The following is a 24,065-nucleotide window of genomic DNA, read 5'->3' on the forward strand; positions in this document are numbered from 1 at the left end:
CTCGCCGGGTTGTGCCACTCGCGGAATCGATCGGGGCGGCTCGGGCGATACGTAGTGGGGGACATGTTGGACCGCCACCGACCGGGACATGGCTGCGCCGAACCGGGCCTATGAGCTCAGCGATGTCCCGTCAGACAGTCGGTCAGGACTTGAACGGGACATGGGTGTGGCGACACGCGGGAAAGCCCGTCGCTACGTCCCGTTCGACGAAGGCCTGGCGCAGAGATTCGCCGGCGGCTGATCATGGGACAGCGACCGACTGTTGGCGGCCGCCTATGAGTGGGGCCTGCACGTCCAATGGTGCTGGGCTGTGCGGTCGTTTCAGGACTGATGATTGGCTCAGCTTTGATCGGTGTTGGACGCCGATGGCTGACAGCGGCACGGCTTCTGATTTCCCGCATGCAGACTTGCCGCGATGACACGCGTGCGGATGTCAAAAGGCGTGCGGCGGAGCGGTGATTACGAGGGAGCTACTTGGCTGCCTGGTCGGTGACGGGGTCGGTGCTCAGCCACTTGAGCAGACCTTCGTAGACGGCGTGGTGGTTGAGGAGGGTGAAGTGGTTGGCGGCGGGGATGTGCAGGCCGTTAGAGTCGTCGAAACCTATGCGGCGGGCGCGGTTTCGGCCTGCGGCGCTGGGGGTGAGGACCAGGCCGTCACCGATGATGCGGCCGAGGGGGTGGCGGGGGCTGCGGGTTATGCAGGCGGTGACGAAGTAATGGTCGGCGCCGGGGAGGAGGGGGACCTCGCGGATCGCTCTGCGGGTCAACGCATCTGTGTCGGAGCCGCTCCAGTCCTCGTCTACCAGGGAGCCTTGTCGCAAGTCGCGGATTCCGGCGCTGCGGCGGCGCAGTAGACGGCCGAACGGGCGGGTCTCGGGGACTCGGACCAGCGCGGCGGACGCGTAATGGACGAGTTGCTCGAGCGGCGCGCCGAGATGCGGCGAACCGAGACAGACAACATGGCGAACCTTGCGCACCCACGCCCGCCCGGACTCGCTCGCGTCGAAACACGCACCACGAGCGATCAACCCGCCCATCGAATGACCGACCAACGACAGCTGCTCGATCTCGACCGGCCAATGCTCGACCAACCGCTCCAGCAACTCACTCAACTGACGAGCGTTCTCGGAAATGTGCAGACCGCTGTTGTACCGAATCTGCAAGGTGCTGTAGCCGAGATCCTGCTCGAGCCCTTCGGCATACGTCGTCCGCCCGCCCAGCCGCCACGCGTGCTCCGTCTCGACCAGCCCGTGCAGAAAGACCACCACTCGCCGGCTCGGTTGCGCGACATAGTCTCCGATCTGCTCGGGCGGCACCGGATCCCCGTCCACGCGCAACGTCATCGGCCCGGCGAGGATGGGACGCGCATCCTCGAGATCGTCCCCGATCAAACCCTGCAACGCGCCGAGGAACCCTGCCCCGAAGACCGTCCGCGACGGCGCCTCAACGCCAGGCAGGTCCGCCGTGCGCTCGGCCAACCGCCCCGCCGCAACGGCTGTCCCGCTCACGATCCGATAGACGCTGTCGGCGATCGCGTCGTGCACGACCTCGACCGGCACCGCCGCTGGGCCGACTCCGAGCCGCACCGCCGCGAACACCCGTCCGGCGATCGCGCGGTGCACGGACGCGATCCCGTCCACCGCCCCGCCGAGCTCGTCGCCCGCCAACCGCGCGAGGGCCCGGACCTCGGCCTGTCGCTGGTGCGTCTGCTCAGTCATAGGTTCAGTGTACAAGCGTGCACTGAAACCGTCTCGTCAACCGTAGACTGCCGCGTCTGCGCTGGTAGTCCACCGGATCTGAGCTTCGATGCAATCCGCCGGGGCACTCCGAATGGGCTGACCCGAGACGGCATCCTCGACAACGTCACCCTCTACTGGCTGACGAACACGGCGGTCTCGCGTCTCTACTCGGAGAACAAGCCGCCGTTCCTGACGGTCAAGGGCGTCTCGATAAACCCGGGCAGGAGCCCAGCGGCGCGACGTCCCACCGCCGAAACCGCGCAGACCGCTGTGATTGAACAGACCGTCCTCCTCGGTCGAACTCGGAATACCGATCTCAGGAAGGCTGCGGCACCCGGGTCACTCCGACAGCGGGCTCGACAAGACTGCCCAGATACAACACCCCGTCCTGCTCCACTACGCCGGTCACCATCGCGAAGTTCGTCCCCTCGGTCTGCAAGTCGTGCACGACGTTGCCCGCGAAGTCCACGCCCATCACCCAGACCGTCCGCGCCGGCTTCGGACGCATCCACTCGGGAAGCGCCCACACCACGCGACGCAGAATGCCAGGCAGCGGAAGAAGCCGGTCCAGCAACGGGTTTCGAGACGTCGGCAAGGTGATCCAGACGAGACCGTCGCTGCCCAGACTCATGTTGTCCGGGAAGCCGGGAAGGTTCTCGATGAGGTAATCATGGGTGCCTGCCTTCGGCCCCGAAAGCCAATACCGCGCAACCCGATAGCCGCCGGTCTCGGCGACGACCACGCACGAGCGGTCCGGGGCAAGCACCACTCCGTTCGCGAAAACCAGTCCGTCGAGCAAAGTTTCGACCGTGCCGGACGGATCGCGACGGAACAGCCGGCCGGTCCTGGAATGCTCGAGTAGGTCGCCCATGTACTCGGCCAGCGAGTAGCGGCTCGACGAGGACGAGAAGTAGATGGTCCCGTCGACATCGCGAACGACGTTGCTGGCGAACGGAATCGGCTCACCGTCGAGTTCGCCGACCAGTACCTCCAGTGTCCCGTCCGGATTCAATTGCAGTAGTCCGCGTTCGAAATCGCAGATCAAGATGGTGCCGTCCGGATCGGCGTGCAAGCCCAGCGGACGTCCGCCGGTATTCACCAGCTCACGCACGTCACCGCTGGACGGATCGATGCTCAGAACCGATCCATCGGCGACGCCGGCAACCAGCCGTCCGTCCGGCCCGAGCACGACATCCTCGGGGCCCACGCCGGGCAGCTCGAGCCGGGTGAGGGCGGGAAGTGCTGGCGTACTGCGGGTTTGGCGTGACCGCGGGGGAGCGGGCGGTGGTGTCCAGCGCTGCGGATTCATTGTCGTTGTGGGCACGACTCAGCGTAGCGCCGGGTCAGTGGACGTCTCGGCGCAACGGCGGGGTAGGGGAGTCATGGGCGTTGGGAGGGCTGGTGGACAGGGCGGGGATCGGTGGTATTGCGTGGAGGAGTTGACGATGGGGGCTCTCGATGGAAAAGCGCAGACCGAGGCTGGGGTCGAGCGGGAGACTCAGTACTAGCAAACGAAACATTGTCTTACGTAGATATGCGCATCTAACCATGTGATCTCCGTCCATCGTAATCTCACCAAACCTTGTGGTCACGACTAGAGATCGCATAGACGAGGGGAGGGGTGCAATCTCGTCGAGTATTGACTCGGCCATGCCAACCCCTGTCGCAGGTGGTTCAGGTTCGGCCTGGGCGAGCTGTCGACGGCGGCGCGGAATGGTCCAGGCGACGCCGACATGGGCGGTCTGTGCTCCGCATGTCCTCCCATGCGAGGGGCGGGACGCCTCGCCGACACGGCGCTGACCGCCGTCCGAACCCTGGCAATGTCGCGAAAACGCGCCTCAACCGGCAAGATGCCGCCGCCGCGAGCTAGGCCTGTACGGGCACTCCCACTGCTCGACGAGACTGTCGGTCGCCGACCACGCGCCGTGGCCGGATCGCTCTCTATTGGCTCCCGGGGAACCGCAACGAGAAGGGCCCTTGAAGCCAATGCGTATCCCGAGAGCCGGTGCAGCTCCCGAGATGCGCGTGGGAAGGAGTGTGGGACGCCAGCACACTTACGGCTGATGCGTGATCGAGTACCACAGCACCGCGAGCGTGCCGAGGACGAACAGTGGCGACAGGACCCACGTTTCGAGCTTGTTCCCGGTGCGGTCGATGATCGGCACCCGGGTGCGGAGCTTGAACGGCCAGAAGAGCCGGCAGCCGCGGTCAGTGAGGCAGTCGCCGACCAGGTGCACGAGGGCGCCGAGGCCGACGGAGAAGGGCAGCCAGACGGGCTTGTCCGAGATCCAGTGGTCCATGGCGAAGGTTCCCGCGACGGCGAGGACCACGATGGTGCCCCACGCCTCGATGCCGTCACCCGGCGGGCACAGGTGAAGCGCGCGTACAGCGAGCGCCAAGAGGAAGAAGACGAGCCCGAGGGTGAACCAGCGTCCGATCCAATGCTCACCCGCCCACGTGCCGTAGGAGACGGCGGCGACGAAGGCGAAGGAATGGGTGGCGTGGCGGTGCCCGCCGGAGATCCACGAGATCAGCTTGCAGAGGTAGTACGAGACCGGACCGAGCACATGCGCGATCGTTCCTTCCGGATGGTCGGCGTCCGGCAACAACGCCGCACCGGCCGTCAGGAATGTTCCGAGCAGCAGATCGACGGGGCCGAGATGTCCTGATACACCTTGGATTGTCGGGTAGGTCAAGATCGCGACGGGCAGCGCCGCTGCTGCCCCCGACCAGGCCAAAGCGCCACTGGTCGCATGAGAATGTCCTAGCACCGGTTGAAGGTTAGTTCACCGCAGCGTCGTTCAGCGAATGCGTGTTCAGTGATCTTGTGCGGCGGGCGAATTGGGGGATAGGCAATCCGTGGCGATCGGGATCGGCTGCGGCACAGAAGCAGTGGACACTGCCGGCGAGGGTAGGGGAGTGTGCTGAGTGGATTGTGTAAGGTGCGTTGATATCTGGCGGGGGAGTATGGGCCGATTGCCGCACGGAAGAGCCGTCGTCCATCGAGGGAGCGGGTCTCCTCGTTGACGGATGAAGTAAGAAAACATTGTGGTACCTAGACGTGCGTATATATGCATATAAACGCTATTAGTCGTCCATCGACCAACAAAACTGACGGTATAGAACTAACTGCACAAAGACGGGGAGGGGTCGCTAGCCGAACCGTGTGCGGCTAGTCGAATCCTCGCGGGCAATGGAGTGCGACGCGTCAGCGCACAAGCCGGAAGAACGCCCGAACATCCTCGACGAACAGCTCCGGCTGCTCGAACGCCGCAAAGTGCCCACCCCGCGCCGGCTCACTCCAGTACCGAATATCGCTGAACCGCCGAGCCGCCCACCGCCTGGACGGCCGTTGCAACTCCTTCGGGAACACCGAGCACCCGGTCGGTACATCCACGGTGTCGCGCACCGCCCCGGAAATCCACTCATCGACCTGCGCGATGCTCTCCCAATACAACCGAGCAGCGGACGCACCCGTACCGGGCAGCCAGTACAGCATGAGATTGTCGAGCAGCTCGTCCCGAGTGAGCACGTTCTCCGGATGCCCGTCACAGTCGGTCCAAGACCAGAACTTCTCGATGATCCACGCACACAACGCAACAGGGGAGTCCACCAGCCCGTACCCGGCCGTCTGCGGCCGAGTGGCATGCATCCTGGAGTACCCGGATTCCCACCGTCCTGCCTCCTCGAGCGTGCGGAGCGCGGTCTGTTCCTGCTCGGTGAGATCGTCGAACGTGTCCGGATCGGGCGGCGCGAGCGGCGGCACGAGGTGTATCCCGACAACGTGCTCGGCATCGAGTTGAGCGAGCCGAGTGGACACGCTGGTACCCCAGTCGCTGCCCGCCGCGCCATACCGCTCGTATCCGAGCTGTTCCATCAGCACGGCCCACGCCGCGGCGATCCGATCGATACCCCAGCCGGGCTCGCTCGGCCGGTCACTGAAGCCGTATCCAGGCAGGGAGGGGCACACGAGATGGAACGCGTCAGCGGGATTCCCGCCGTACGCAGCGGGATCGGTGAGCGGCCCGATCACTTTGCCGAACTCGATGATCGACCCCGGCCACCCATGTGTGAGCACGAGCGGTAGCGCGTCCGGTTCCGGGGATCGCACATGCAGGAAGTGGATCCCGAGCCCGTCGATCTCGGTCCGCATGTTGGTGAGTGCGTTCAACCGTGCTTCGGTGGCCCGCCAGTCGTATTCGTCCGCCCAGTACGCGCACAGTTCCTGCACGTACGCCAACGGCACGCCTTGCGACCAGTCCTCGACGGTCTCCCGCTCCGCCCACCTTGTCGCCCGTAACCGGGCCTGCAGATCCGCGAGCTCCTGCTCGGGTATCTCGATCCGAAAGGGCTGCAACACCTGTCCCGTCACGGCCGAGCATGCGGGTTGACGATCCGATCCAGCGCGTGCAGATCGGATTCGAGCGTGTAGAACACCCGCAACGCCCCGAGGAACGCGAACAACCCGCAGACGCACAACGCCACGATCGATGCGATCACCGTCTGCTGCTGATCGGGATTCAGGAACGCCACGCCCGCCGCCACCCCGAAGAGCGGCACCGAGGCCGCGATCCCGAGGTAGATCCGGCTACGCCGGGCCAGCCGCCGCAGCTGCGCCGACTCGGCGGGGGAGTTGCGGCCCGCGGCAACTAGTCCCGGGTAGTACCAGCGCAGTACGAAGAACGTCACCGGGAAGTAGGTGTACACCACCGCCACCGCGGCCGCGACCAGGTGCGAGGAGATCAGATTGAACAACAACCCTGCCGACAGGTCGGCGATGTCGTGGAGCTTGATCAGGAACACCACCAACGCCAGCAGCCACCCGGTGAACGCCACCGCCGCAATGCGATCACTGCACGCCAGAGTGTCCGCGCGCGCTTTGGTCAGCGTCTCCTCGCTGTACTGCTTCCCTTGCCGCAGCCCGTGCGGAACGAGGAACACCAGCCGACACCAATACAGCAGAATCGCAACGCCGACGGGATATCCGACGGCCGCGGCGATCAACCCGAGCTTGGTCAGCTGCGCTTGCCCGTCGGGCCCGAGTTCGAGGTCGAGCAGTTTGGTGTTGTGCCCGGCGAGGTACAGCCCGCCGAGCATCTGCCCGAGCGCGCTGGACAACGTCACCACCGGCATCGGCCGCATCCGCAGCCGGCCGCGCAGACTGCGCTTCGGCGGGTCGACGAGGTCGCGGGCGGTCCGATCCAGGGTGAGTTCGAGGTGCTGCGCGAGATCGGCGCCGGACGCGTAGCGGTCGTCGCGATCGGGGGACAGGCAGGTCAGCAGCGCATGCCGCAGAATCTGCGGGCAGTCCGCCGGCGTGGTCGCCTGTACGCGTTCGTCGATCGGCTTGCGCCGCAGTTCGATCATTCTGGTGAGCGAGGTATCGGACTCTCCGATGCCGAGCTCGTCGCTGAAGGGCAGCCGCCCGGTGAGTAATTCCCACAGGACGACCGCGAGCGCGTAGAGGTCACTGCGGGTGTCGAGGTCGGCGGCGGTCGTGGCCATGTTGGGGTGGCAGGCCTCGAGCTGCTCGGGGGACATGTACGCCAGCGAGCCGCCGAAGTAGGCCACCGGGCTCGCACCCGGAATGTGCGCGCTGAAGCTGATATTGAAGTCGGCGAGCTTGGGTTGCCCGTCCGCGGTGAGCAGTACGTTGGCCGGTTTGATGTCGCGGTGCAGTACGCCGGCCCGGTTCGCGTAGTCCAGCGCGGTGGCGAGCCGGCTACCGAGCCAGGCCACCGCCTCCGACCAGCTCAAGCGCGCCAGATCAGCCCGGGTGGCGGAGGGTTGCGGTGTCAGCACCCCACCGGAGGTGACCGAGGCGTCGACCGCGTCGAGCAGCAACTGCCCGGTCCGGCGCGCGACCGGGGTACTGCGCACCAGCCGCAGCACGCCGAGCAGCGTGCCACCCGGCACATACTGCATGTACATGAGCTTGAGATGCTGCGCCTCGATCTGCCGCTGATCGAAGACCCGCACGATGTGGTCGTGATCGAGCTGCGCCAGCGTCTGCGGCTCGCTCCCGCGGTCTCGCGAAATCTTCACCGCCACAAGCCGTTGCATCGACCGCTGCCGCGCGAGGAACACCCGCGCGAACGCGCCTTGCCCGAGCGCGATCAGTAGATCGAAGTCATCGATGGTGGCGCCGGGCGCGATGGTGTCGAGCGCGTTGACCGCCGTCGGGTCCGAGAGCAGCGTGGTGCGGAAGTTCTCGGCGGCCAGGATGTCGGTGTCGAGCTGGGTGGCGAGCTGGGCCATCTGCGCGGCGAAGTCCTGCTCGTACTCGGTGAGGTCGAGTGCGGGGTCGCCGCCGCGGGTGCGTGCGGTGATCTCCTCGTAGATGAGGTCCGGCGGTAGCGGGGCGGCGTCGAGTTCGGGGAACTGGGCGCGATAGTCGGCGAGGCGTTTGCCGTGGTGGGTCTGCTGCCAGCGATGGTGCAGGTCTACCTTGATCAACTCGATCAGCGCCGTGCGGCGCAGCCCGCCCTCGACAGGCAGGTGCGCGGCCAGGTCCGGTGGCTCGGCCGCGTCCTCCCATGCACTGTCGAATCCAACAACCAGTCGCGTCAACGCAGTCTGCGTCGCCGCCACCCGGTCCATCTCCATGTGGCCCACCCGATCAAAAATGGCTTCCCGAGCCCCCACCCGAGAATAAACGATCATCACGGCCGTAGCCGTCGAATTACCTGCTACCGCTAGTTCTGCGGTCGGACATCTGCGCTAGGCACCACCGAAGTGATGTGCAACTAAGTGTTGCGCGTCCGGGTTTCGTCGGTTAGCGTCATGCGCAACAAGTTGTTGCGAATCAGAGGAGTAAGCATGGAGCACGGCCAGATCGAACGCACGATCTACGTCGAAGCCGCCCCGGAGGTCGTCTACGAGGTGATCAGCAGCCCCACCCACCTCAGGGAGTGGTGGCCCGACGACGCCGACCTCGAACCGGTCACCGGCGCCAGCGGCACCCTCACCTTCGGCACGGGGGACGAGCGCGACGTCGTCTCGATCACCGTGGTCGATGCCGAGCCACACCGGCTGTTCTCCTTTCGCTGGACGCATCCGGCCGGCGAAGTCGCGTCCGTCGGCAACTCGCTGTTCGTCACCTTCGAACTCGCCCCCTCCGGAGCCGGCACCACGGTCCGGATGACCGAGACCGGATTCCGCGAAATGGGCTGGGAGATCGCCGTTCTGGAGCAACAGTACAACGACCACGTCTCCGGCTGGGGCGCCTATCTGCCGCGTCTCGGCGAGTACGCCGTGCGCTTGGTCGCCAGCCGATGAACGGGACCGTCGACGACGACCTGTGGTCCGCGATCGGCGACCCGACCCGACGGCGCATGCTCGACCTGCTCCTGGCCGACGGCGAGGGGACCGCGACCAGTCTCAGCGAACAACTACCCGTCACCAGACAGGCCGTTGCCCGTCACCTCGGCGTCCTCGATCGAGTCGGCCTGGTCCACGGGTCACCCGAGGGCCGGGAACGGCGCTACCGCGTCGACGACGCCCAACTCGCCCGTGCCGTAGCCCAACTCAACGCGGTCGGCACGACCTGGGATGCCAGGCTCCAGCGCATCAGGCGGATCGCCGAAGCCATTCAACGCAGCAAGCAGCAGTAGAAGAGGAATCGAAATGGTGGATATTCTGCACCGGGTCGGGGTCAAGTCACACTCCGTCGACGACGTGTACGCGACGCTGACCTCGGTCGACACATTGGCCGGCTGGTGGGCCAGCGACACCAAAGGGGACGCCGGCGCCGGGGGAGTCATCGAGTTCCGGTTCACCGCAGGCGGATTCGACATGAAGGTGGTCGACCTGCAACCCGGTAAGCGGGTGCTGTGGGAGGTTGTCGGCGGGCCCGAGGAATGGATCGGCACCGAAGTCGTTTGGGACCTGAAGCGCGAAGACGGGTACACGATCATCCTGTTCAAGCATCAAGGCTGGAAGGAGCCCGGCGAGTTCATGCACCATTGCAGCACCAAGTGGGCGACTTACCTGCTGAGCCTGAAGCAGCTGGTCGAAACCGGAACGGGCGCACCGGATCCGCACGAGCTCCGCATCGGCAACTGGCTCTGATCCAGGTCGGCAGGGGATGGCTCCTCGGACATGGGGTGAGTGTGCCAGGGGGCACCGACATCGCCTCAGATTGACATAATGTTGATTATCGGCGTAGAAACGGGCGTGGATAATCGAGGGTGCGCCGGTCGTTTACGGCGGTGTTTGCAGTGATTCGCGTGCGTTCGCCTCGACCCCTCCGAGTCCTGCCTCCGTTAGGTCCACGGAGTGTTGATGTTGTCCGGCATGGATCGCTGTCGATCTCCCCTTGGCCGGGTTTATCGCTGATGTAAATATTCCTGCCAGAACCTGATTTGGCCGGAATGTCTTGGGCGGGTTCTGGATTGGGGTTTCGGGGGCTTCTCCCCTAGGCCTACTGCCCTACCTTTGAATCGTCACAGTGACGTTTTGAAGGTAGGGCAGTGGACCTTGAATTGCATTGCGTGGCAGTCGCTCTGGCTAGATTCCGCCGTTTCCGTAGTAGCCGCCGAGGAGTCTGCGGCGGAGCCGGCGATTCTTCTCCGCGTCGGCGGCGGTCTTGTCGGTCGAGTCGGCGGGTCGCTCATCGGGTCAGGTCCACCTGTGGGGCCAGTTGCGAGGCCAGGTGTTGTTGACTGGCTCTGTTTTCGGATGCCAGTTGTCGGTCATGCTGGGCGGGTGTTGATACGTCGGCTGGTTGCGCTGTATGTCGGGTTGTGGTTGTACGGGCTCTCGATGGCCGTGATGGTGCGGGCCGGGCTCGGGCTGGATCCGTGGGATGTGTTCCATCAGGGTGTGGCGCGGCATGTGCCGCTCAGCTTCGGCACGGTGACGGCGTTGACCGGGATCGCGGTGCTGCTGGCGTGGATTCCGTTGCGGCAGCGGCCCGGTCTGGGCACGGTCAGCAACGTTGTGGTCCTGGCGATCTCGGTGGATGTCGGGCTGTGGCTGTTGCCTGCGTGGGACATGATCGTGGTGCGGATCGGCGCGATGGGTGCGGCCGTGGTGCTCAATGCGATCGCCACGGTGCTCTACATCGGCGCCGGGATGGGTCCCGGTCCACGAGATGGACTGATGACTGGCCTGGTTCGCCGGACCGGGGTTTCGGTGTGGGTGGTGCGGACCTCGATCGAGGTGACGGTGCTGGCGATCGGCTGGGTGCTCGGTGGCAGTGTCGGGATCGGGACGCTGGTCTACGCGTTCGGCATCGGACCGCTGATTCAGCTTTTGATCCCGCTGGTGAATCGTCACCTGCCCGGCTTCCAGGACAAGGCGGCCGAGCAGATCGCGGTCGTCGCATCGGTAACGGCCGCACAAGACGACAGCTTGCTCGCGCGTGAGTGAACCCGCCCGAAGGTCAACGGGACCTGGCTGCGGGATTCACCGAGTAGCGCCACTGCCACGTCCCGTTGATCTTGTGTCTGCGTGCCCCTTGGCGCGGTGGACTGCTCCCCCGCTGGTTTGACGGCACCACAGGAACCCATCCATAAAACGTCACTGTGACGTTAATGGGGTAGTTTGAACCCCTGCGTCAGGTCGCGACTTTCTCGTCTTCCAACGATTGGCGGACCTGCTCACGCAACTCTGGCCCATCCTCGTGCTTGTGTACCGAGACGGCGTGCTCGCTGGCGGCCTGCACGACTTCATCCTCTTCGCCGGAGATGGTGAGCGTGCAATTCGTCTCGCTTGGGAACTTGCGGCAGTCGGCTACTTTCCTCGTCATCGGACGAGCCTCCTGAGAGAGATCAATGGTTCTGCCTCCTACGGTAGACCCGTCGGTGATCAACCAGGCACTATCCGCGGCATCAGATGGCCCGGCGTAGCAAACTCCTAGAGTTCGGTAGATTCGGCAAGTCGCTGCGGCTCGTCGGCATGGGTGTGCTTCCACCGCCCCCATAAGCCGCCCATGATCACCAGGGCGATCACGACCGCGCTGTGCAGCGCCCACAGCGCGAGCCACGGCCGCAGGAATCCGACTTCGGTGTACTGCCCGCGGTCGCCGACGCAGTACATCGAGAAGTTGGTGCTTTGTCCGTCGGAGTCGTGGAAGGTGTCGGAGACGACGATCGGCTCGGTGTAGGGCGCGTGGCAGAACAGCGGCGCGGTCAGTTTCGCCTCGCCGGGCCAGATGGCGACAGGCAGCACGGTGCCGAGCATCGCGGTGCTGAACAGGATCACGCCCAGCATCACCAGGATCTTCCGGGTCCGGCGGGGCGGGTGGTCGTCGGCTCGATGCTCGTCGATCCCGTCGGACCGATATTCCTCGCTCATACTCGGTCCATTCGTAGAAACGTTCCGGCACGGTCGAAGTCGGCGACCATCGTGGTGCGCGGTGAGGTGACGGTGACGGAGATCCGAATCGCGTCGCCGAGGCGGCTGACGATCACCGCCGAGACGTGCCCGTCCGTCACGGCGGTCCGGGCGAGGGCGGTGTCGAGGATTTCCTCGAGCCGGAGCAGGCCGGAAACCTCGCTGACGTCGAACATTTCGGTGTCGGGGTGCTCGGCGGCGGACACGTGGACCGGTCTGGGGTCGTGCAGGGTGTGGTTCGCGTAGGTGTAGTCGTCTTGTTGTTCGGGGCGGGTGGGTACCTGGATGCGCAGGTGTACCGCGGAGTCCTGGGTGAACAGGCCGGGGTTCTCGTTGCTGAAGCGGGTGACCTGGGGTGGTTGTTCGAGCATTCCCCAGCGGGTGGTGCGGGTTTCGGGTGCGGTGAGCATGATGACGCCGACGCGGAAGTCGGATACGCCGAGGCGTTGCCGGAGGGTGTCGATGGCGGCGGCCGGCAGGGCGGAGACGAGTCCGCCGCCGCGGGCTTGCACTACTTTGTCGAAGTCGGCGCGGTCGACGGCGCCGATGCAGCCGGTCGTGGTGAGGAGAAGCGCTCCGAACAGGGCCACGAGGCGGGAGCGGCGGTGTGGCATGGGCTGCATCGTATAGCGCCGTGGTGGCCGTGGTTGCTCGCGTGAGTGGCGGGTGGATGTTAGGTTTCATCAGCGCTGGTCGTACGTCCAGCTTGGTTCGCTGGTGGAGGCATTGTGAAGACGTCCCGAGCTGTGATCGCGTGCGCGGCATTGACTGTGTTGCCGTTGACGGCCGCGCCGGTGGCATCCGCGGCGCCCGGGTTCGGTGAGTATGTGGCGCTGGGTGATTCGTGGGCCGCGGACGCGTCGCTGATTCAGGCGACCGGCGACTTCGTGCCGTTGGGATGCGCGCAGAGCCAGGGTAGTTACGCCAAGCAGGTGGCGGCCGCGTTGCAGGTTCCGGTGTTCCGGGACGCGACGTGTGGTGGTGCGATGACGAAGAACCTGGCCGGTCCGCAGAACACTCCGTTGGGGGTCAATCCCCCGCAGTTCGATCGCCTCACCCCGTCGACCGATCTGGTGACGCTGGAGATCGGCGGCAACGACGCAGGACTGGCCGCGGTCGTGCAACGATGCCTGACCGCGGACGCGTCGGCCGCGCCGTGCGTCGACGGTCTCGTAGTCGGCGGCGTGGATCAGATGTCGCTGAACATCGCCGCCGCCGAACCGAACGTGACCGCGTCGATCCGAGGAATTCGGGACCGCTCGCCGCACGCCCGGATCCTGCTGCTGGACTACTTCGAAGGAGTCAGCACCGGCCGCGGCTGCTTCCCGACGGTCCCGATCTCCGACACCGACGCGGACTGGCTGGGCCGCAAGCTGATCGAGCTCAACGCGATGCTGGCGCGGATCGCCCAGGCAACGGGTGTGGAACTGGTCGACACCTACTCCACCAGCGGCGGGCACGACGGCTGCCAGCCGCCCGGCACCCGCTGGGTCGAAGGCCTGATCCCGTGGTCGAGCAACCCGCCCGGCCCGGCAGTCCCCTTCCATCCCAACCAACTCGGTGCCGACCATCAGGCACGCAGCGTGTTAGCGGTGCTGGGTCAGTAACTGCCCACCCGTGCCCGCGGGTGCGGACCTCGACTCGATGGTGACCGTCCCGCCCTCCGCGAACATAGTGGTACCTACGGTTTGCTTGGTAGCGTGTAGCAAGCGAACCGGCAGAAGGTGAAAACCGATGAGTGCTACCACCATCGCCCGGCAGTGCACGCTGTGTGAGGCGCATTGCGGAATCCTGGTCACCGTCGAGGACGCGCAGGTCACGCGGATCGAAGGCAATCCGGATGACGTGCTGTCGCAGGGCTATATCTGCCCGAAGGCGACCGCGATGGGTGGGTTGCATCATGATCCGGACCGGTTGCGCACGCCCATGCGACGGGCCGGCGACGGGTTCGAGCCGATCGGGTGGGACGAGGCGTTCCGGGAGATCGGGCAGCGGTTACGGGCGGTGCGCAGCGCGTACGGTCCGAGTGCGATCGGCATGTATCTGGGGAACCCGGCGGCACACAGTTCCTCGGTGATCTACGGGGCGCTGCTGCGCGTGGTACTGCTGACCCGGAACTTCTTCTCCGCGTCGTCGATCGATCAGTTCCCGCAGGAGTTCGTGGCGTGGCGGATGTTCGGGTCGAATGTGCTGATGCCGGTCATCGATATCGATCGCACCGATCGGCTGGTGATTCTCGGCGCGAATCCGGCGGTGTCAAACGGGTCGATCACCACGATGCCCAATGCCAAGCAGCGCATCAAGGATGTGCGTGGCCGCGGCGGGCAGGTCGTGGTCATCGATCCGCGCCGGACCGAGACGGCGCGGCTGGCCGATCAGCATGTGGCGGTGAGCCCTGGCGGTGACGTCTATCTGCTGCTGGCGATGCTGCACGTCCTGGTCGCCGAAAACCTGTGTGACGAGAAGGCGATTCGTGCGCAGTGCACCGGATGGGAGCAGCTGCGCGAACTGGTCGCCGAGGCGACACCCGAGCAGATGGCGCCGCACGCCGGAGTCGACGCCGACACCATTCGCGGGCTGGCGCGCGACCATGCCGCGGCGTCGTCGGCGGTTCTGTACGCGCGGATCGGGGTGTGTCAGCAGGTGACGGGCACGCTCACGCATTGGCTGGTGAACACGATCAACGCGGTCACCGGGAATCTGGATCGCGCGGGTGGGCAGATGTTCGCGACTCCGCCGATCGATGCCGCGCGGTTCGCGAAGTATCTGCCGATGGGTTACGGGGCGTGGACGGATCGCTCCGGCGCGTACAAGTCGTTCCGTTCCGAGCTGCCGGTCGCGGTGCTGGCCGATGAGATCCTGACCGAGGGTGACGGGCGGATCCGGGCGATGATCACCTACGCAGGCAACCCGGTGCTGTCCACTCCGCAGCGCGGGCGGCTCGGCGCGGCGTTGGATTCGCTGGATTTCTATGTCGCCGTGGACATGTACATCACCGAGACGACCCGGCACGCCGACATCATCCTGCCGCCGATCTCGCCGCTGGAACGTGAGGACGTCAATATCCTGTTCCCGGTGTTCAGCGTGCGCAACAACCTGCGTTACGACGCGCGCGTGTTCGATCCGCCGGCCGACGGGCTCGAGGATTGGCAGATCATGGCGCGGTTGATCACCGAGATGGTGCCGATGCCGGTTCGCCGGTTCACCGGGCGGGCACTCAACGGGTTGTTCGAACAATTCAGTCCGGTGCGGTTGGCGACGGCAGGCGTGGCTACCGGTCCATACGGAGTGCTGCGGCGTGGGCGTAAGGGACTCACGGTGGCGAAGGCGCGTGCGTCCGCCGGTGGGATCGATCTCGGCCCGTTGCTGCCGAGGTTGCGTGCGTTGATCGGAACGAAAGACCACAAGGTTCACCTGGCGCCCGAGGACTTCCTCGCCGCCACCCGCACCCTGCTCGACGACGCCCGCGCCGGCAGCGCCCTCACCACACCCGCCGACGGCTACGACCTCAAACTGATCGGCCGACGCCACTTGCGCAGCAACAACTCCTGGCTGCACAACGTCCCCGCGATGGTGAAGGGCCGCGACCGCTGCACCGCCCTCATGCACCCCGACGACGCCACCGACCGCGGACTCACCCACGGCGAACCCGTCACCGTCACCTCACCCACCGGTTCGATCGTGGTCCCCCTCGAAGTCAGCGACGACATCCGCGCCGGCACGGTCGCCATCCCGCACGGATGGGGCCACCGCGAGCCCGGCGTCGGCTGGACGGTCGCCGCCGCATTGCCAGGAGCCAACGTGAACCTGCTCCACGACCCCTCACTCACCGATACGTTCTCGGGTAACGCCGCGGTCAACAACACCTGGGTCGCCATCACCCGCGCGCCCGCCGACGCAGTCATCGAGGAACACGTGCAGCGCGCATGGACCTCGGGCGGATCGGTGCGGGTGGCGCAATACGAGTGATCCGGCCGAGTCCGGTCACGCTCGTGGAGCGGGTCGCGCACGCGCGCAACCAGGCTCAGGCCGAGACGTACGAAGGAGCCCTGCAGCGTGCATCGACCCGGTTCGACCGGTCCGGCCGAACCGGGTCGATGCGGATCTGGTCTATGGCTCGGCGAGGGCGCGTTCGGTGAGTGCTGCTATGGCGGGTGCCAGGGTTTGGGTGTGCCTGGTTGTCAGGTGGTTGTCGTCGCGGAACACGAGGTTGTTGCCGACGATGACCGGACAGCGAGTGGTTGTGCAGAACAGGGGGCTGAGGTCGGCATAGCGTGCGGTACCGGCGTCGGCGGCGTGCGCTTCGGCCGCGATGCCGCCGTCTGGGTATGCGGCCGACTGTGACGGTGCGCAGGTCGTCGCGTCGGTGAGATGGGCTGAGAGGCAGTCGGGAACGATGCCGTGCGGATCGGGTACGGGACCGAGTACCAGCACGCGAGCCCCTGTGGCACGCAACTTCGTCACTGTGCGAGTCAGGCTGTCCAGCCAGGACTGATCGTAGGCGGTGAAACCGAAGTCGGCGCCGTATCGTCGCGACATGCTGAGTACTATCAATTGGGGTCGTTGCTGGTGCAGCCGAGTGAAGACCTGATCGCGCCATTGCTCGCATTCGGAATATCGTCGCGCTAGATAGGGGCTTGTGATCGGCAGGTCCAGCAGCGGGCAGGTTATCTTGCTCATGGTGACAATTTTCCAATTATGTTGCGGCGCAATGAGTTCGAACGCGGGTTGCCACATCGCGGCATGAGAGTCGCCGACGAGAGTCACCGTTGTTGTCGCGGCGGTGTCGCCGGAAACGCACTCGGGTTGTCCTGTTTCGCGCCAGGAGCGTACGCATCCGTTGACGAAAACGGACGGCTTGTCGGAGCCTGCCCCGGTGAGTGAAGGTGTGAGGTTGGCCGGGACCGCGTTGCGATCGGCGGACTCGGCGACCGCTGCCCGCACTTGGGCGAAGGCGTCGCGCACTGCTTCGTCGTATCGGTCGGTGGGGGTCGCCGCGCCCGTGCGTGGCGGCTGGGTGATGACCAGGCCCTCGGCATCCGCGCCGGCTCCCACAGTTGGTGGGCTGGCCAGCACGAGTATCAGGGGGACGCATATGCCGAGCGAGGTCAGGGTGCCGCCGAGCGCAAGGCTGCGGGCAGGTGAGCGCGTCAGCGCAGTCGCGAACCGGACCGGATTTTCGATCAGCCGCAACGTCGCCGCTGCCAGCCCACCGGACACCGCCGCCAGGACGAGCCGTTCCAGCAGACCTGGCGCGTGGCCGAGCAGATGCGGTGCGAGCACCGACACCGGCCAGTGCCACAGATACCACGAGTAGGACCCGCGACCGATCGCCTGCAACCAGGGAAGGGAAAGGATACGGCCGGCACCGAGGTCGGAGCCGGCGCACCCGGCCCCGATCGCCAGTGTGGCGCCGACGACAGGTATCAGCGCGGCTGTGCCGGGAAAAGCGGTAGCGTTGTCGAAACGGGTGCCAGCGTAGGCGATCAACACCAGACCAGTCCACCCGAGGGTACTGGCTGCCGGTCCAGATAGCCTGCGCCACAGCGGAATCGACAACGCGACAAGTCCGCCGGCCGACAGTTCCCAGGCGCGGCTGGCCAGCGAGTAGTACGCCCAGGTGGGCAGCGTTTGTGTCCAGATCAGTGAGGTGACGAATGATGTTGTCGCGATGAGCCCCAAAGCGATCAGGTAGTCGGTTACGCCTCGTCTGGGTGCGATGCGTCGCGAAAACAGCGCGGTCGCGATCATCAGCACCGGCCACAGCAGATAGAACTGTTCTTCCGCCCCGAGTGACCAATAGTGCATGAACGGCGAGTTCGCGGCGCCTGCGGCGAGATAGTCCGATCCGCGCTCGGCCAACCGGTAATTGCCGACATACAGTGCACTCGCGATGGCATCGCCCAACACGACGCGCGTCTCGGTCGGCGGCAACAACAGGCGGGCAGCGGCCGCGGTCGCCACGATCACGGTCACCGCAGCCGGCAGCAGCCTGCGGGCGCGCGAGGCGTAGAAGCGGTGTAGCTGGATCGTGCCGGTCGAGGTGCGTTCGCGCCAGAGCAGGCCGGTGATCAGAAAGCCGGAGATGACGAAGAAGACGTCCACGCCGACGAACCCGCCACCGAATCCTGGCAGGTCGAAGTGATACGCGACCACAGCGAGGACAGCGACTGCGCGCAGTCCTTGGATATCCGGCCGAAAGTTGTGTTCTACCTGGGTGATGCGACGGGTCGGTGAATGTTGTCCGGGACGGAGCCGACGCTCCGCCCCGGACGATCGATGATCAGGCAATGGTCCTCATCGGATGGCTGGTGTCCTCGTTCGGGCTTGCGAAGCGACGATCAGCAGGGCCCACCGGGAGCGTTCACCTTTTCGACGACTCGCACACCTGCTGCCGCGAATTCGGTGACCGCCCTGCCCATGTGACATCCCGAGGTAACGAGAACCACTTCTGGAGCCCATCGGCTGTCGCGCAGAATTCGAGCCGTCTCCCCCGCGTTCCGTGCGGTGTTGCCTGCGGTCGGCTCTTCGATTATCCGCCTCCCGTCAACGCCATGCGCCTGCAGCCAGTTTCGCATCGCGCGAGCTTCCGTGACATTGAGCTTCGCATTCGTTCTGCCCCCACTGACAATAACCGGCGCCGCGGACGCCTGGATCCGCCCGAGTCCGGCCTGGAGCCGATTGACGTTTCCTGGACCACCCTGGTCGGTCACTCCGGCGCCGAGAACGACGATCGGCGTCGACGGACCCGCGTTCGCCGCCTGGATGCCGACGGCGAGTGTCGCCCCGACGAGACACGCTGCCATGCCCGCGGTCAGCGCGGAGCGGCGGGCGATCCCGGAAGCGGTGCGGCGAATGTTGTGGTTTTTGTTGTGCGACATAGCGTTCAATCCCTTGACTCGGATCTGATCGGGCAGGTCCGGAGCGAGCTGAGACAGCCGCCGACGCGGGAAGTGCGCTGACGGAATGGGTGTCGCCCCGGTAACCGAATGGCCTTGTGTGGCTTGTTGTTTCGGCTGCCACAAGATTCGGCAAGCGAGGTTTCCGGATGGTCTGCCGCCGGATCCGAGACACCGCCCAGACAGCTCGCCTCGAGCTATCGGCATGCCAGCCGCGGCGTCCGGAGCGAGTCGGGACCGGATCCGGGTCGACGCCGATCACCCGTTTTGCTGGCGGGCGGGCGTCGAGGCGGGGGAAGAATGAGGGTCGCCGCCGGCGGCGCGGGAGTCCCGCGCGGCTCCGGTGGCGGCCGCGCGGCTGGTCGCGGCCGACCATGGCGCAAGCCATCACGAGCACAGGCAGGCGATGTAATGACAAACTCGGACAACGAGAGCGGACCGGATCTGCTCTCAGCGCTCAACGCATTGCACGAGGCGATCGGAAAACCGACGCCCGGCATGATGCAGGTCCAACTCGATCAGAACGCGGTCGCTCGGGCCACCTTCTACGATTTGCTCAAAGGCAAGGCGGTGCTGCCGGAATGGCGCACCGTCGAATCGTTCGTCGCTGCCTGTCTGGCGTACGCGGCGCGCAAGAAGATCACTCTCGCACCGGATCTGGGCAGCATCGGCTGGTGGGAGCGGCTACACGAGGCGAAGCGCGCCACGGTCCGTGTCCAGTTGCGCACGCCTGGAATGGATCTGCACGGCACGTGGCATCCCAACGAAACCGAACGTGCCGCAGCCTGGGAGCTTTATGTCGAATTGGTGACTCGCGTCGCGCTGGTACCGCTGGCCGAGGACGGCGGTGTCGACCGCGAAACACTCACCAGTATTCATCTGCTCTTCGGCATCCACCGTGACGTGCTGCGCCGTTACGGGCCAACGATCGCCGAGCCCAAACCGAACGGTGAATACAATCTCGCCTACCTCGCGGTGTCCACCTTGAATTACGTGTTGCGCCCGTTCCTCACGACGTGGCATCCGTTGTTGTCCGAGGTCGAGGCGCGGCGTCCGTCCGACGTCAGTGCCGTCACGAACGAACGCCAGTGGCCGCGACACGCGGAGTTCCGGCAGGCGCTCGCACGTTTGCGCGAAGACCTTCGCACCTACGCGAACTGGCTCGCTACCGCATGTGGTGCGCCCGATCTGATCGACGCGATGCCGCCCACGGAGTCCGCCGAGAGTCGATCGATGCCAGTGGCGGCCAAGGACAGTGCGCACGTCGAGGATCCCGGCACTGAGTAATAGTGGTCGTGGCTCCGGCGTGTGTCACGATGTGATCGGGCAGGGGGCCTGCTCCGGTTCCGGAAGCGAGGTGGTGTCCGTGGTCCAGAAATCGGCGGAATCTCTGACGTCGACAAGCAGTTGGCACAACCGAGCTTTGACCGAGTTAGGCGATGGCCACACGCGGATGACGCCATCGCGGTAGCCGACCACGATGCCGCCTTTGTCGTCCACGGCCAAACTCTGTGCCTGGAGGGAACTACCGTCGAGTACTCGCCCGACTTGTTGCAGCTTGCCCGCGCCATTTGTTTTCCAGATCACCGCTTTGCCATCTTGCCCAGTGGAGATCAGATATCGGCCCTGGGCGGCAAAGGAGACCTTGGTGATCGGGAGATTTCCGTGAGCGCGAATCCGCTCCGGCGCGCGCCCGTCTATCGGGCCGAGGACGAGCTCGCCGTTCTCGTATCCGACCGCCATCAGATCGCTCGACGAGGAATGGGCGGCGGCACTGATCGGCGACTGGCCGCCCGGGAGCGCCACACGGACATCACCGGTCTCGGGATCCCATAACCGCAGCGTCCCATCCAGGCCACCGGCGAAAACCCGTCGATTGTCCGTCAGGAACCCGGCCACGTAGACCGAGCCATTCGGACTTTGTGGTTTCGAGCCGGTGTCCACGTCGATGTCGGGGGTGATCCGTTGGCCGGATCGGCTCCAGAGACTGACATTTCCGTCGAATGTGCCGACCACGAGCCGATCGCCGGTCTCGTCGAAGGCAACGGAAGTGACATTGTGATCGTTGTTGTCGGCCGGATGATCGGTGCACACCGGCAATTTCGCGATCGGCTGTTTGTTGGCATACGTCGACGCGGTGTCCCAGATCAGGACGGTGCAGTCCGCGCTCGCGGACGCGAGGTATCGACCATCTCGGCTATAGGCCACACTGAAAATCGTTGCGCTGTGACCAACCAAGGTGATGGGGCAATCGGACTGGGGCGCGGCCGCGCCCCAGTCGATAGGGCACGTCCCGCCGTCGCCCTCGATCCGATCGGCCCGCCATATCCGTACCACCGCGTCCTCGCCGCCGGACGCCACCCGGTCGCCACCCGGCTCGAACGCCAACGACCACACTCTGTTCGCGACGCCGAATACCTGCGCGATCTCTCGTCGGCCGGCGGTGTTCCAGAGGTGCGCGACACCATCGTGGGCGGTCGCGATCCGTCCGTCACCAGCGACCGCGATCGATCGGACCGGGCCCAAGTGACCGAATGCGCCACCGTCCTGCTTGCCCGACTGCACGTCCCACAGCACAATCGTGCTGTCCGCGCCGCCGGAGTAAATGTGCTGCCCGTCGGCCGAGAACCGTACGGCCAGCACCTCACCTGCGTGACCTGACATCGTCTTGACCGGCTCGCCGCCCGAGACGCTCCACAGCCGGACAACGCCGTCGGCACCCGCCGTCGCTATCTTGCCGTCGTCGCTGATCGTGACGCCGAAGACCGCCGCGGGGTCGGCTCGTCGTGGCGCGACGGTCTGGCCCAGATCGTTCGTGTCCCACACCGCGAATGTTCCGTCCGCGCTGCCGCTTACCAGCGTGCGCCCGCGCGGGTCGACCGCGATTGATGTGACCGGTGTTGTGGACGCGTCTCGCGCCGTGACGAGACCACCGAGGGCAATATCCCATATTTCGATCCGGCCGGCTTCGGTGCCGATCACGACTCTGTTTTCATCGAGGAACGCAACCGTGCGGATGGGCGCCCCCGACGTCTCCAGTATTCGCAGCGCATCGGCGGTAACTCCGTCCCACATGCGCAATTTTCCGTCGGCACCACCGGATACGACGCGAGTACCCGACGGGGAGTACGCCAGTCCGAGGATCGCGCCGTTGTGGTGTTCGCGCGGAGCGCGTTTCGGCACCGCCGGTTTCGCGTCCGCGGTGGTAGAGATTCGAACATGCCCGTCCCACCCACCCAGCGCGATACGCGCGCTGTCCGGGCTGAGCGCCACACCGAACACTTCGTTGCCCGCGCGCTTCAAGACGGCCTCATACGGTGTGTTGTCCTTGTTCCACAGTCGGAGCGTGCCGTCGTAACCTGTCGAGACCACATGCCCGGTGCTCGAAAACACCGCGGCGGACCGCCCTTTGTGGCCGGCCATGGCGGGACCGAGCGGCAGCATCGTCGCACCGTCCCACACCCGGACACTGCCGTCGTGTCCACCGGACACCACTCGCTCCCGGCCGGATGCTTCCCTGTCGACCTGCAACGAGTAGATCGGCCCGTAATGGCCTCGCCCGTACTGCTCTTCACGAAGAACATCGGCACCGTCGGGACCGGGCCCGACGCTCCAGGCACGCACAACCTGTTCGGCACCGCCTGAATAGACCCGTGTCCCATCGGTATTGAATTTCACCGCGTCGACCGGGCCGGTCGCCCGATGGCCGTTGACGCGCAGCGTCGCGTCCACATCACCGAGGCGTGCCAGCCAGATGAGACCGGACCACGTCCCGGCGACGACACGGCCATCGCGACTGACATCCAGGCTCGCGATGTTGGCCGAATTCGGCAACGGGACCGGCGCACGAGCCTCGGTCAAACGCGGGCTCACGGTGTCGACGGACGGTACGTACAAGAAGTAGAGCTGCTCGCCGCTTCCCCCGGCGATCACCTGCGACCCATCGGCGACAAAGACAACAGAAGCGAGCGCTTTGCCCAGGCTCTCCGACTCCGCCCGCAGACGCCGTGTCGCCACATCCCACACACGAACCTTGTTGTCGTCTGTGGTGGTGGCAAGGCGAGATCCATCGGCGCTGACCGCCAATCCGGTGATAGGTGACCCGATATCGACGACACGACCTGCCCGCGTCCAGGTTTTCGTATTCCATACTTCGACGCGCTTGTCGATCGCCATGGCGATGTCATCGGATCCCGGAATAGGGACCGCCGCGAGGATGCTGCTGGGAAATATCTTTCGAACCCCTAGTAGGTCGGCGCTGGCATTGAGCATGGCGCCCTCGGCTTCCTCGGGCCGCAGTTGATTCACCAGCAGCAGCTTCCGCACGGCGTTGTGTGCTCTGTTTCCGTGCAGTCCGGCCAGCTCGGCCTCCGCCTCCGTCACAGTTTTCCTGGCGTTGGCTACGTCCCGCTGCGCGATCGCGATTTCGCGTTGGGCGAACGCGACTGTCGCTGCTGTCAGCGCCGCGACCAACAGCAGCACCAGCGCGGCCATCACATACTGGTGCTGCCGGGTATCGACCCGAATGATCTCGCGCTTTTCGATGCCATGGATTCGAGCGGCCAGACTCGCGACCGCGTCCTTGAACAACGGATCACGCAGACGCAACACGTCCACATGACTGCGTCTGATGTCGACCCAGCGAGGCTCGCGCGCGAAGACGCCCTGCAACGTGCGCGGAATCGCCGTGGTCTTCGCCCAATCGAAATCGACCGCACTCTTGTCCCAGGCCAGCTCGCCGTCGGCGAGGGCGATGAGCACGGTCTCCGGCGGGTGGTGCGCCAGCCATCGCTCCAATTCCATGGAAACCCAATAGGATTCGGCGGCGGCGGGCGATGCTACCACGACAAGGAACCTCGACTCGTCGAGCGCCTTCTCGATCTGGCCGGGCAGATCGGCCCCGGCAGGCAGATCGGTCAAGTCCCGGAAGACCGTCAGCGCCCGCGGCCGATACCAGCGGCGGACAAGGCGCTCGAGCCCGCGCTGTAGCGCTGCGGCGGGTTCCTGATCCACCACGCACTTATACGAAATGAAAACATCAGGCATCGCCTTGCAGCCCCTATGTGGTCGGTCTCTGACAGCGTTTGCG

General features: G+C 65.6%; 18 protein-coding genes. 7 read left to right on the forward strand and 11 right to left on the reverse strand.

Translation table 11 applies throughout. From position 1 onward, the window contains the following. Positions 1-470: 470 nt before the first annotated feature. From F3087_RS09465 to F3087_RS09485, 5 genes are all read right to left on the reverse strand, one after another. Positions 471-1,718, reverse strand: a complete 1,248-nt coding sequence (locus F3087_RS09465) for a lipase family alpha/beta hydrolase (protein ID WP_150401456.1) — start codon at positions 1,716-1,718, stop codon at positions 471-473. Between the two features lie 337 nt (positions 1,719-2,055). Beyond that, on the reverse strand, positions 2,056-3,063 hold the full coding sequence (locus F3087_RS09470; RefSeq protein ID WP_223884951.1) for an SMP-30/gluconolactonase/LRE family protein: 1,008 nt from the start codon (positions 3,061-3,063) through the stop codon (positions 2,056-2,058). A 730-nt stretch (positions 3,064-3,793) separates the two neighbouring features. Further along, positions 3,794-4,510: a metal-dependent hydrolase gene (locus F3087_RS09475; RefSeq protein WP_150401457.1), complete on the reverse strand. Its 717-nt coding sequence runs from the start codon at positions 4,508-4,510 to the stop codon at positions 3,794-3,796. 437 nt (positions 4,511-4,947) lie between these two features. After that, positions 4,948-6,096 carry an epoxide hydrolase family protein gene (locus F3087_RS09480; protein WP_223885020.1) on the reverse strand — a complete coding sequence of 383 codons (1,149 nt, stop codon included), beginning with the start codon at positions 6,094-6,096 and terminating at the stop codon, positions 4,948-4,950. 11 nt (positions 6,097-6,107) lie between these two features. After that, the gene (locus tag F3087_RS09485; RefSeq protein ID WP_150401458.1) at positions 6,108-8,345 is read right to left on the reverse strand and encodes a serine/threonine-protein kinase; all 2,238 of its coding nucleotides are present in this window, start codon (positions 8,343-8,345) and stop codon (positions 6,108-6,110) included. 213 nt (positions 8,346-8,558) lie between these two features. On the opposite strand from F3087_RS09485, the gene F3087_RS09490 reads away from it, so the two are divergent. The 4 genes from F3087_RS09490 (at position 8,559) to yczE (ending at position 11,111) form a co-directional block, all read left to right on the forward strand. Then, complete coding sequence (locus tag F3087_RS09490; protein WP_150401459.1) at positions 8,559-9,017, forward strand: SRPBCC domain-containing protein; 459 nt, start codon at positions 8,559-8,561, stop codon at positions 9,015-9,017. Next, the gene (locus F3087_RS09495) at positions 9,014-9,352 is read left to right on the forward strand and encodes an ArsR/SmtB family transcription factor (protein WP_150401460.1); all 339 of its coding nucleotides are present in this window, start codon (positions 9,014-9,016) and stop codon (positions 9,350-9,352) included. Before F3087_RS09490 ends, F3087_RS09495 begins: the two co-directional genes overlap by 4 nt. A gap of 13 nt (positions 9,353-9,365) precedes the next feature. After that, a complete protein-coding gene (locus tag F3087_RS09500) occupies positions 9,366-9,809 on the forward strand; it encodes an SRPBCC family protein (protein WP_150401461.1) in 444 nt (147 codons plus the stop codon). Positions 9,810-10,445: 636 nt separating this feature from the next. Beyond that, complete coding sequence (gene yczE, locus F3087_RS09505) at positions 10,446-11,111, forward strand: membrane protein YczE (RefSeq protein WP_223884952.1); 666 nt, start codon at positions 10,446-10,448, stop codon at positions 11,109-11,111. 187 nt (positions 11,112-11,298) lie between these two features. Here the strand turns inward: yczE and F3087_RS09510 are convergent, their stop codons facing one another. The 3 genes from F3087_RS09510 to F3087_RS09520 all read right to left on the reverse strand — a co-directional run bounded on the left by F3087_RS09510 (position 11,299) and on the right by F3087_RS09520 (position 12,691). Then, positions 11,299-11,490, reverse strand: coding sequence for a DUF1059 domain-containing protein (locus F3087_RS09510; RefSeq protein WP_150401462.1), 192 nt, complete (start codon positions 11,488-11,490; stop codon positions 11,299-11,301). A 107-nt stretch (positions 11,491-11,597) separates the two neighbouring features. Further along, a complete protein-coding gene (locus tag F3087_RS09515; protein WP_150401463.1) occupies positions 11,598-12,038 on the reverse strand; it encodes a hypothetical protein in 441 nt (146 codons plus the stop codon). Continuing rightward, positions 12,035-12,691 (reverse strand): hypothetical protein, encoded by a 657-nt coding sequence (locus F3087_RS09520; protein ID WP_150401464.1) that lies wholly within the window; start codon positions 12,689-12,691, stop codon positions 12,035-12,037. Before F3087_RS09520 ends, F3087_RS09515 begins: the two co-directional genes overlap by 4 nt. 114 nt (positions 12,692-12,805) lie before the next feature. Between F3087_RS09520 and F3087_RS09525 the strand changes: the two genes are divergently transcribed. Then, positions 12,806-13,684 carry an SGNH/GDSL hydrolase family protein gene (locus F3087_RS09525; RefSeq protein ID WP_191093866.1) on the forward strand — a complete coding sequence of 293 codons (879 nt, stop codon included), beginning with the start codon at positions 12,806-12,808 and terminating at the stop codon, positions 13,682-13,684. A gap of 127 nt (positions 13,685-13,811) precedes the next feature. Continuing rightward, positions 13,812-16,046: a molybdopterin oxidoreductase family protein gene (locus F3087_RS09530; protein WP_150401466.1), complete on the forward strand. Its 2,235-nt coding sequence runs from the start codon at positions 13,812-13,814 to the stop codon at positions 16,044-16,046. 141 nt (positions 16,047-16,187) lie between these two features. On the opposite strand, the gene F3087_RS09535 is transcribed toward F3087_RS09530, so the two are convergent. Together F3087_RS09535 and F3087_RS47400 are read right to left on the reverse strand one after the other, a co-directional pair. Then, entirely contained in the window at positions 16,188-18,368 is a 2,181-nt protein-coding gene (locus tag F3087_RS09535; protein WP_396897541.1) for an acyltransferase family protein, read from the reverse strand. Between the two features lie 50 nt (positions 18,369-18,418). Further along, positions 18,419-19,183: a YdcF family protein gene (locus F3087_RS47400; protein WP_150401467.1), complete on the reverse strand. Its 765-nt coding sequence runs from the start codon at positions 19,181-19,183 to the stop codon at positions 18,419-18,421. 204 nt (positions 19,184-19,387) lie between these two features. Here F3087_RS47400 and F3087_RS45870 point away from each other — a divergent pair, with 204 nt between their 5' ends. Beyond that, the gene (locus F3087_RS45870) at positions 19,388-20,263 is read left to right on the forward strand and encodes a hypothetical protein (RefSeq protein ID WP_191093868.1); all 876 of its coding nucleotides are present in this window, start codon (positions 19,388-19,390) and stop codon (positions 20,261-20,263) included. A gap of 24 nt (positions 20,264-20,287) precedes the next feature. Here the strand turns inward: F3087_RS45870 and F3087_RS09550 are convergent, their stop codons facing one another. Next, a complete protein-coding gene (locus F3087_RS09550; RefSeq protein ID WP_150401468.1) occupies positions 20,288-24,022 on the reverse strand; it encodes a TIR domain-containing protein in 3,735 nt (1,244 codons plus the stop codon). Between the last annotated feature and the right edge of the window lie 43 nt (positions 24,023-24,065).

It is taken from the genome of Nocardia colli (genome assembly GCF_008704205.1).
In the GTDB taxonomy this organism is placed as follows: domain Bacteria; phylum Actinomycetota; class Actinomycetes; order Mycobacteriales; family Mycobacteriaceae; genus Nocardia; species Nocardia colli.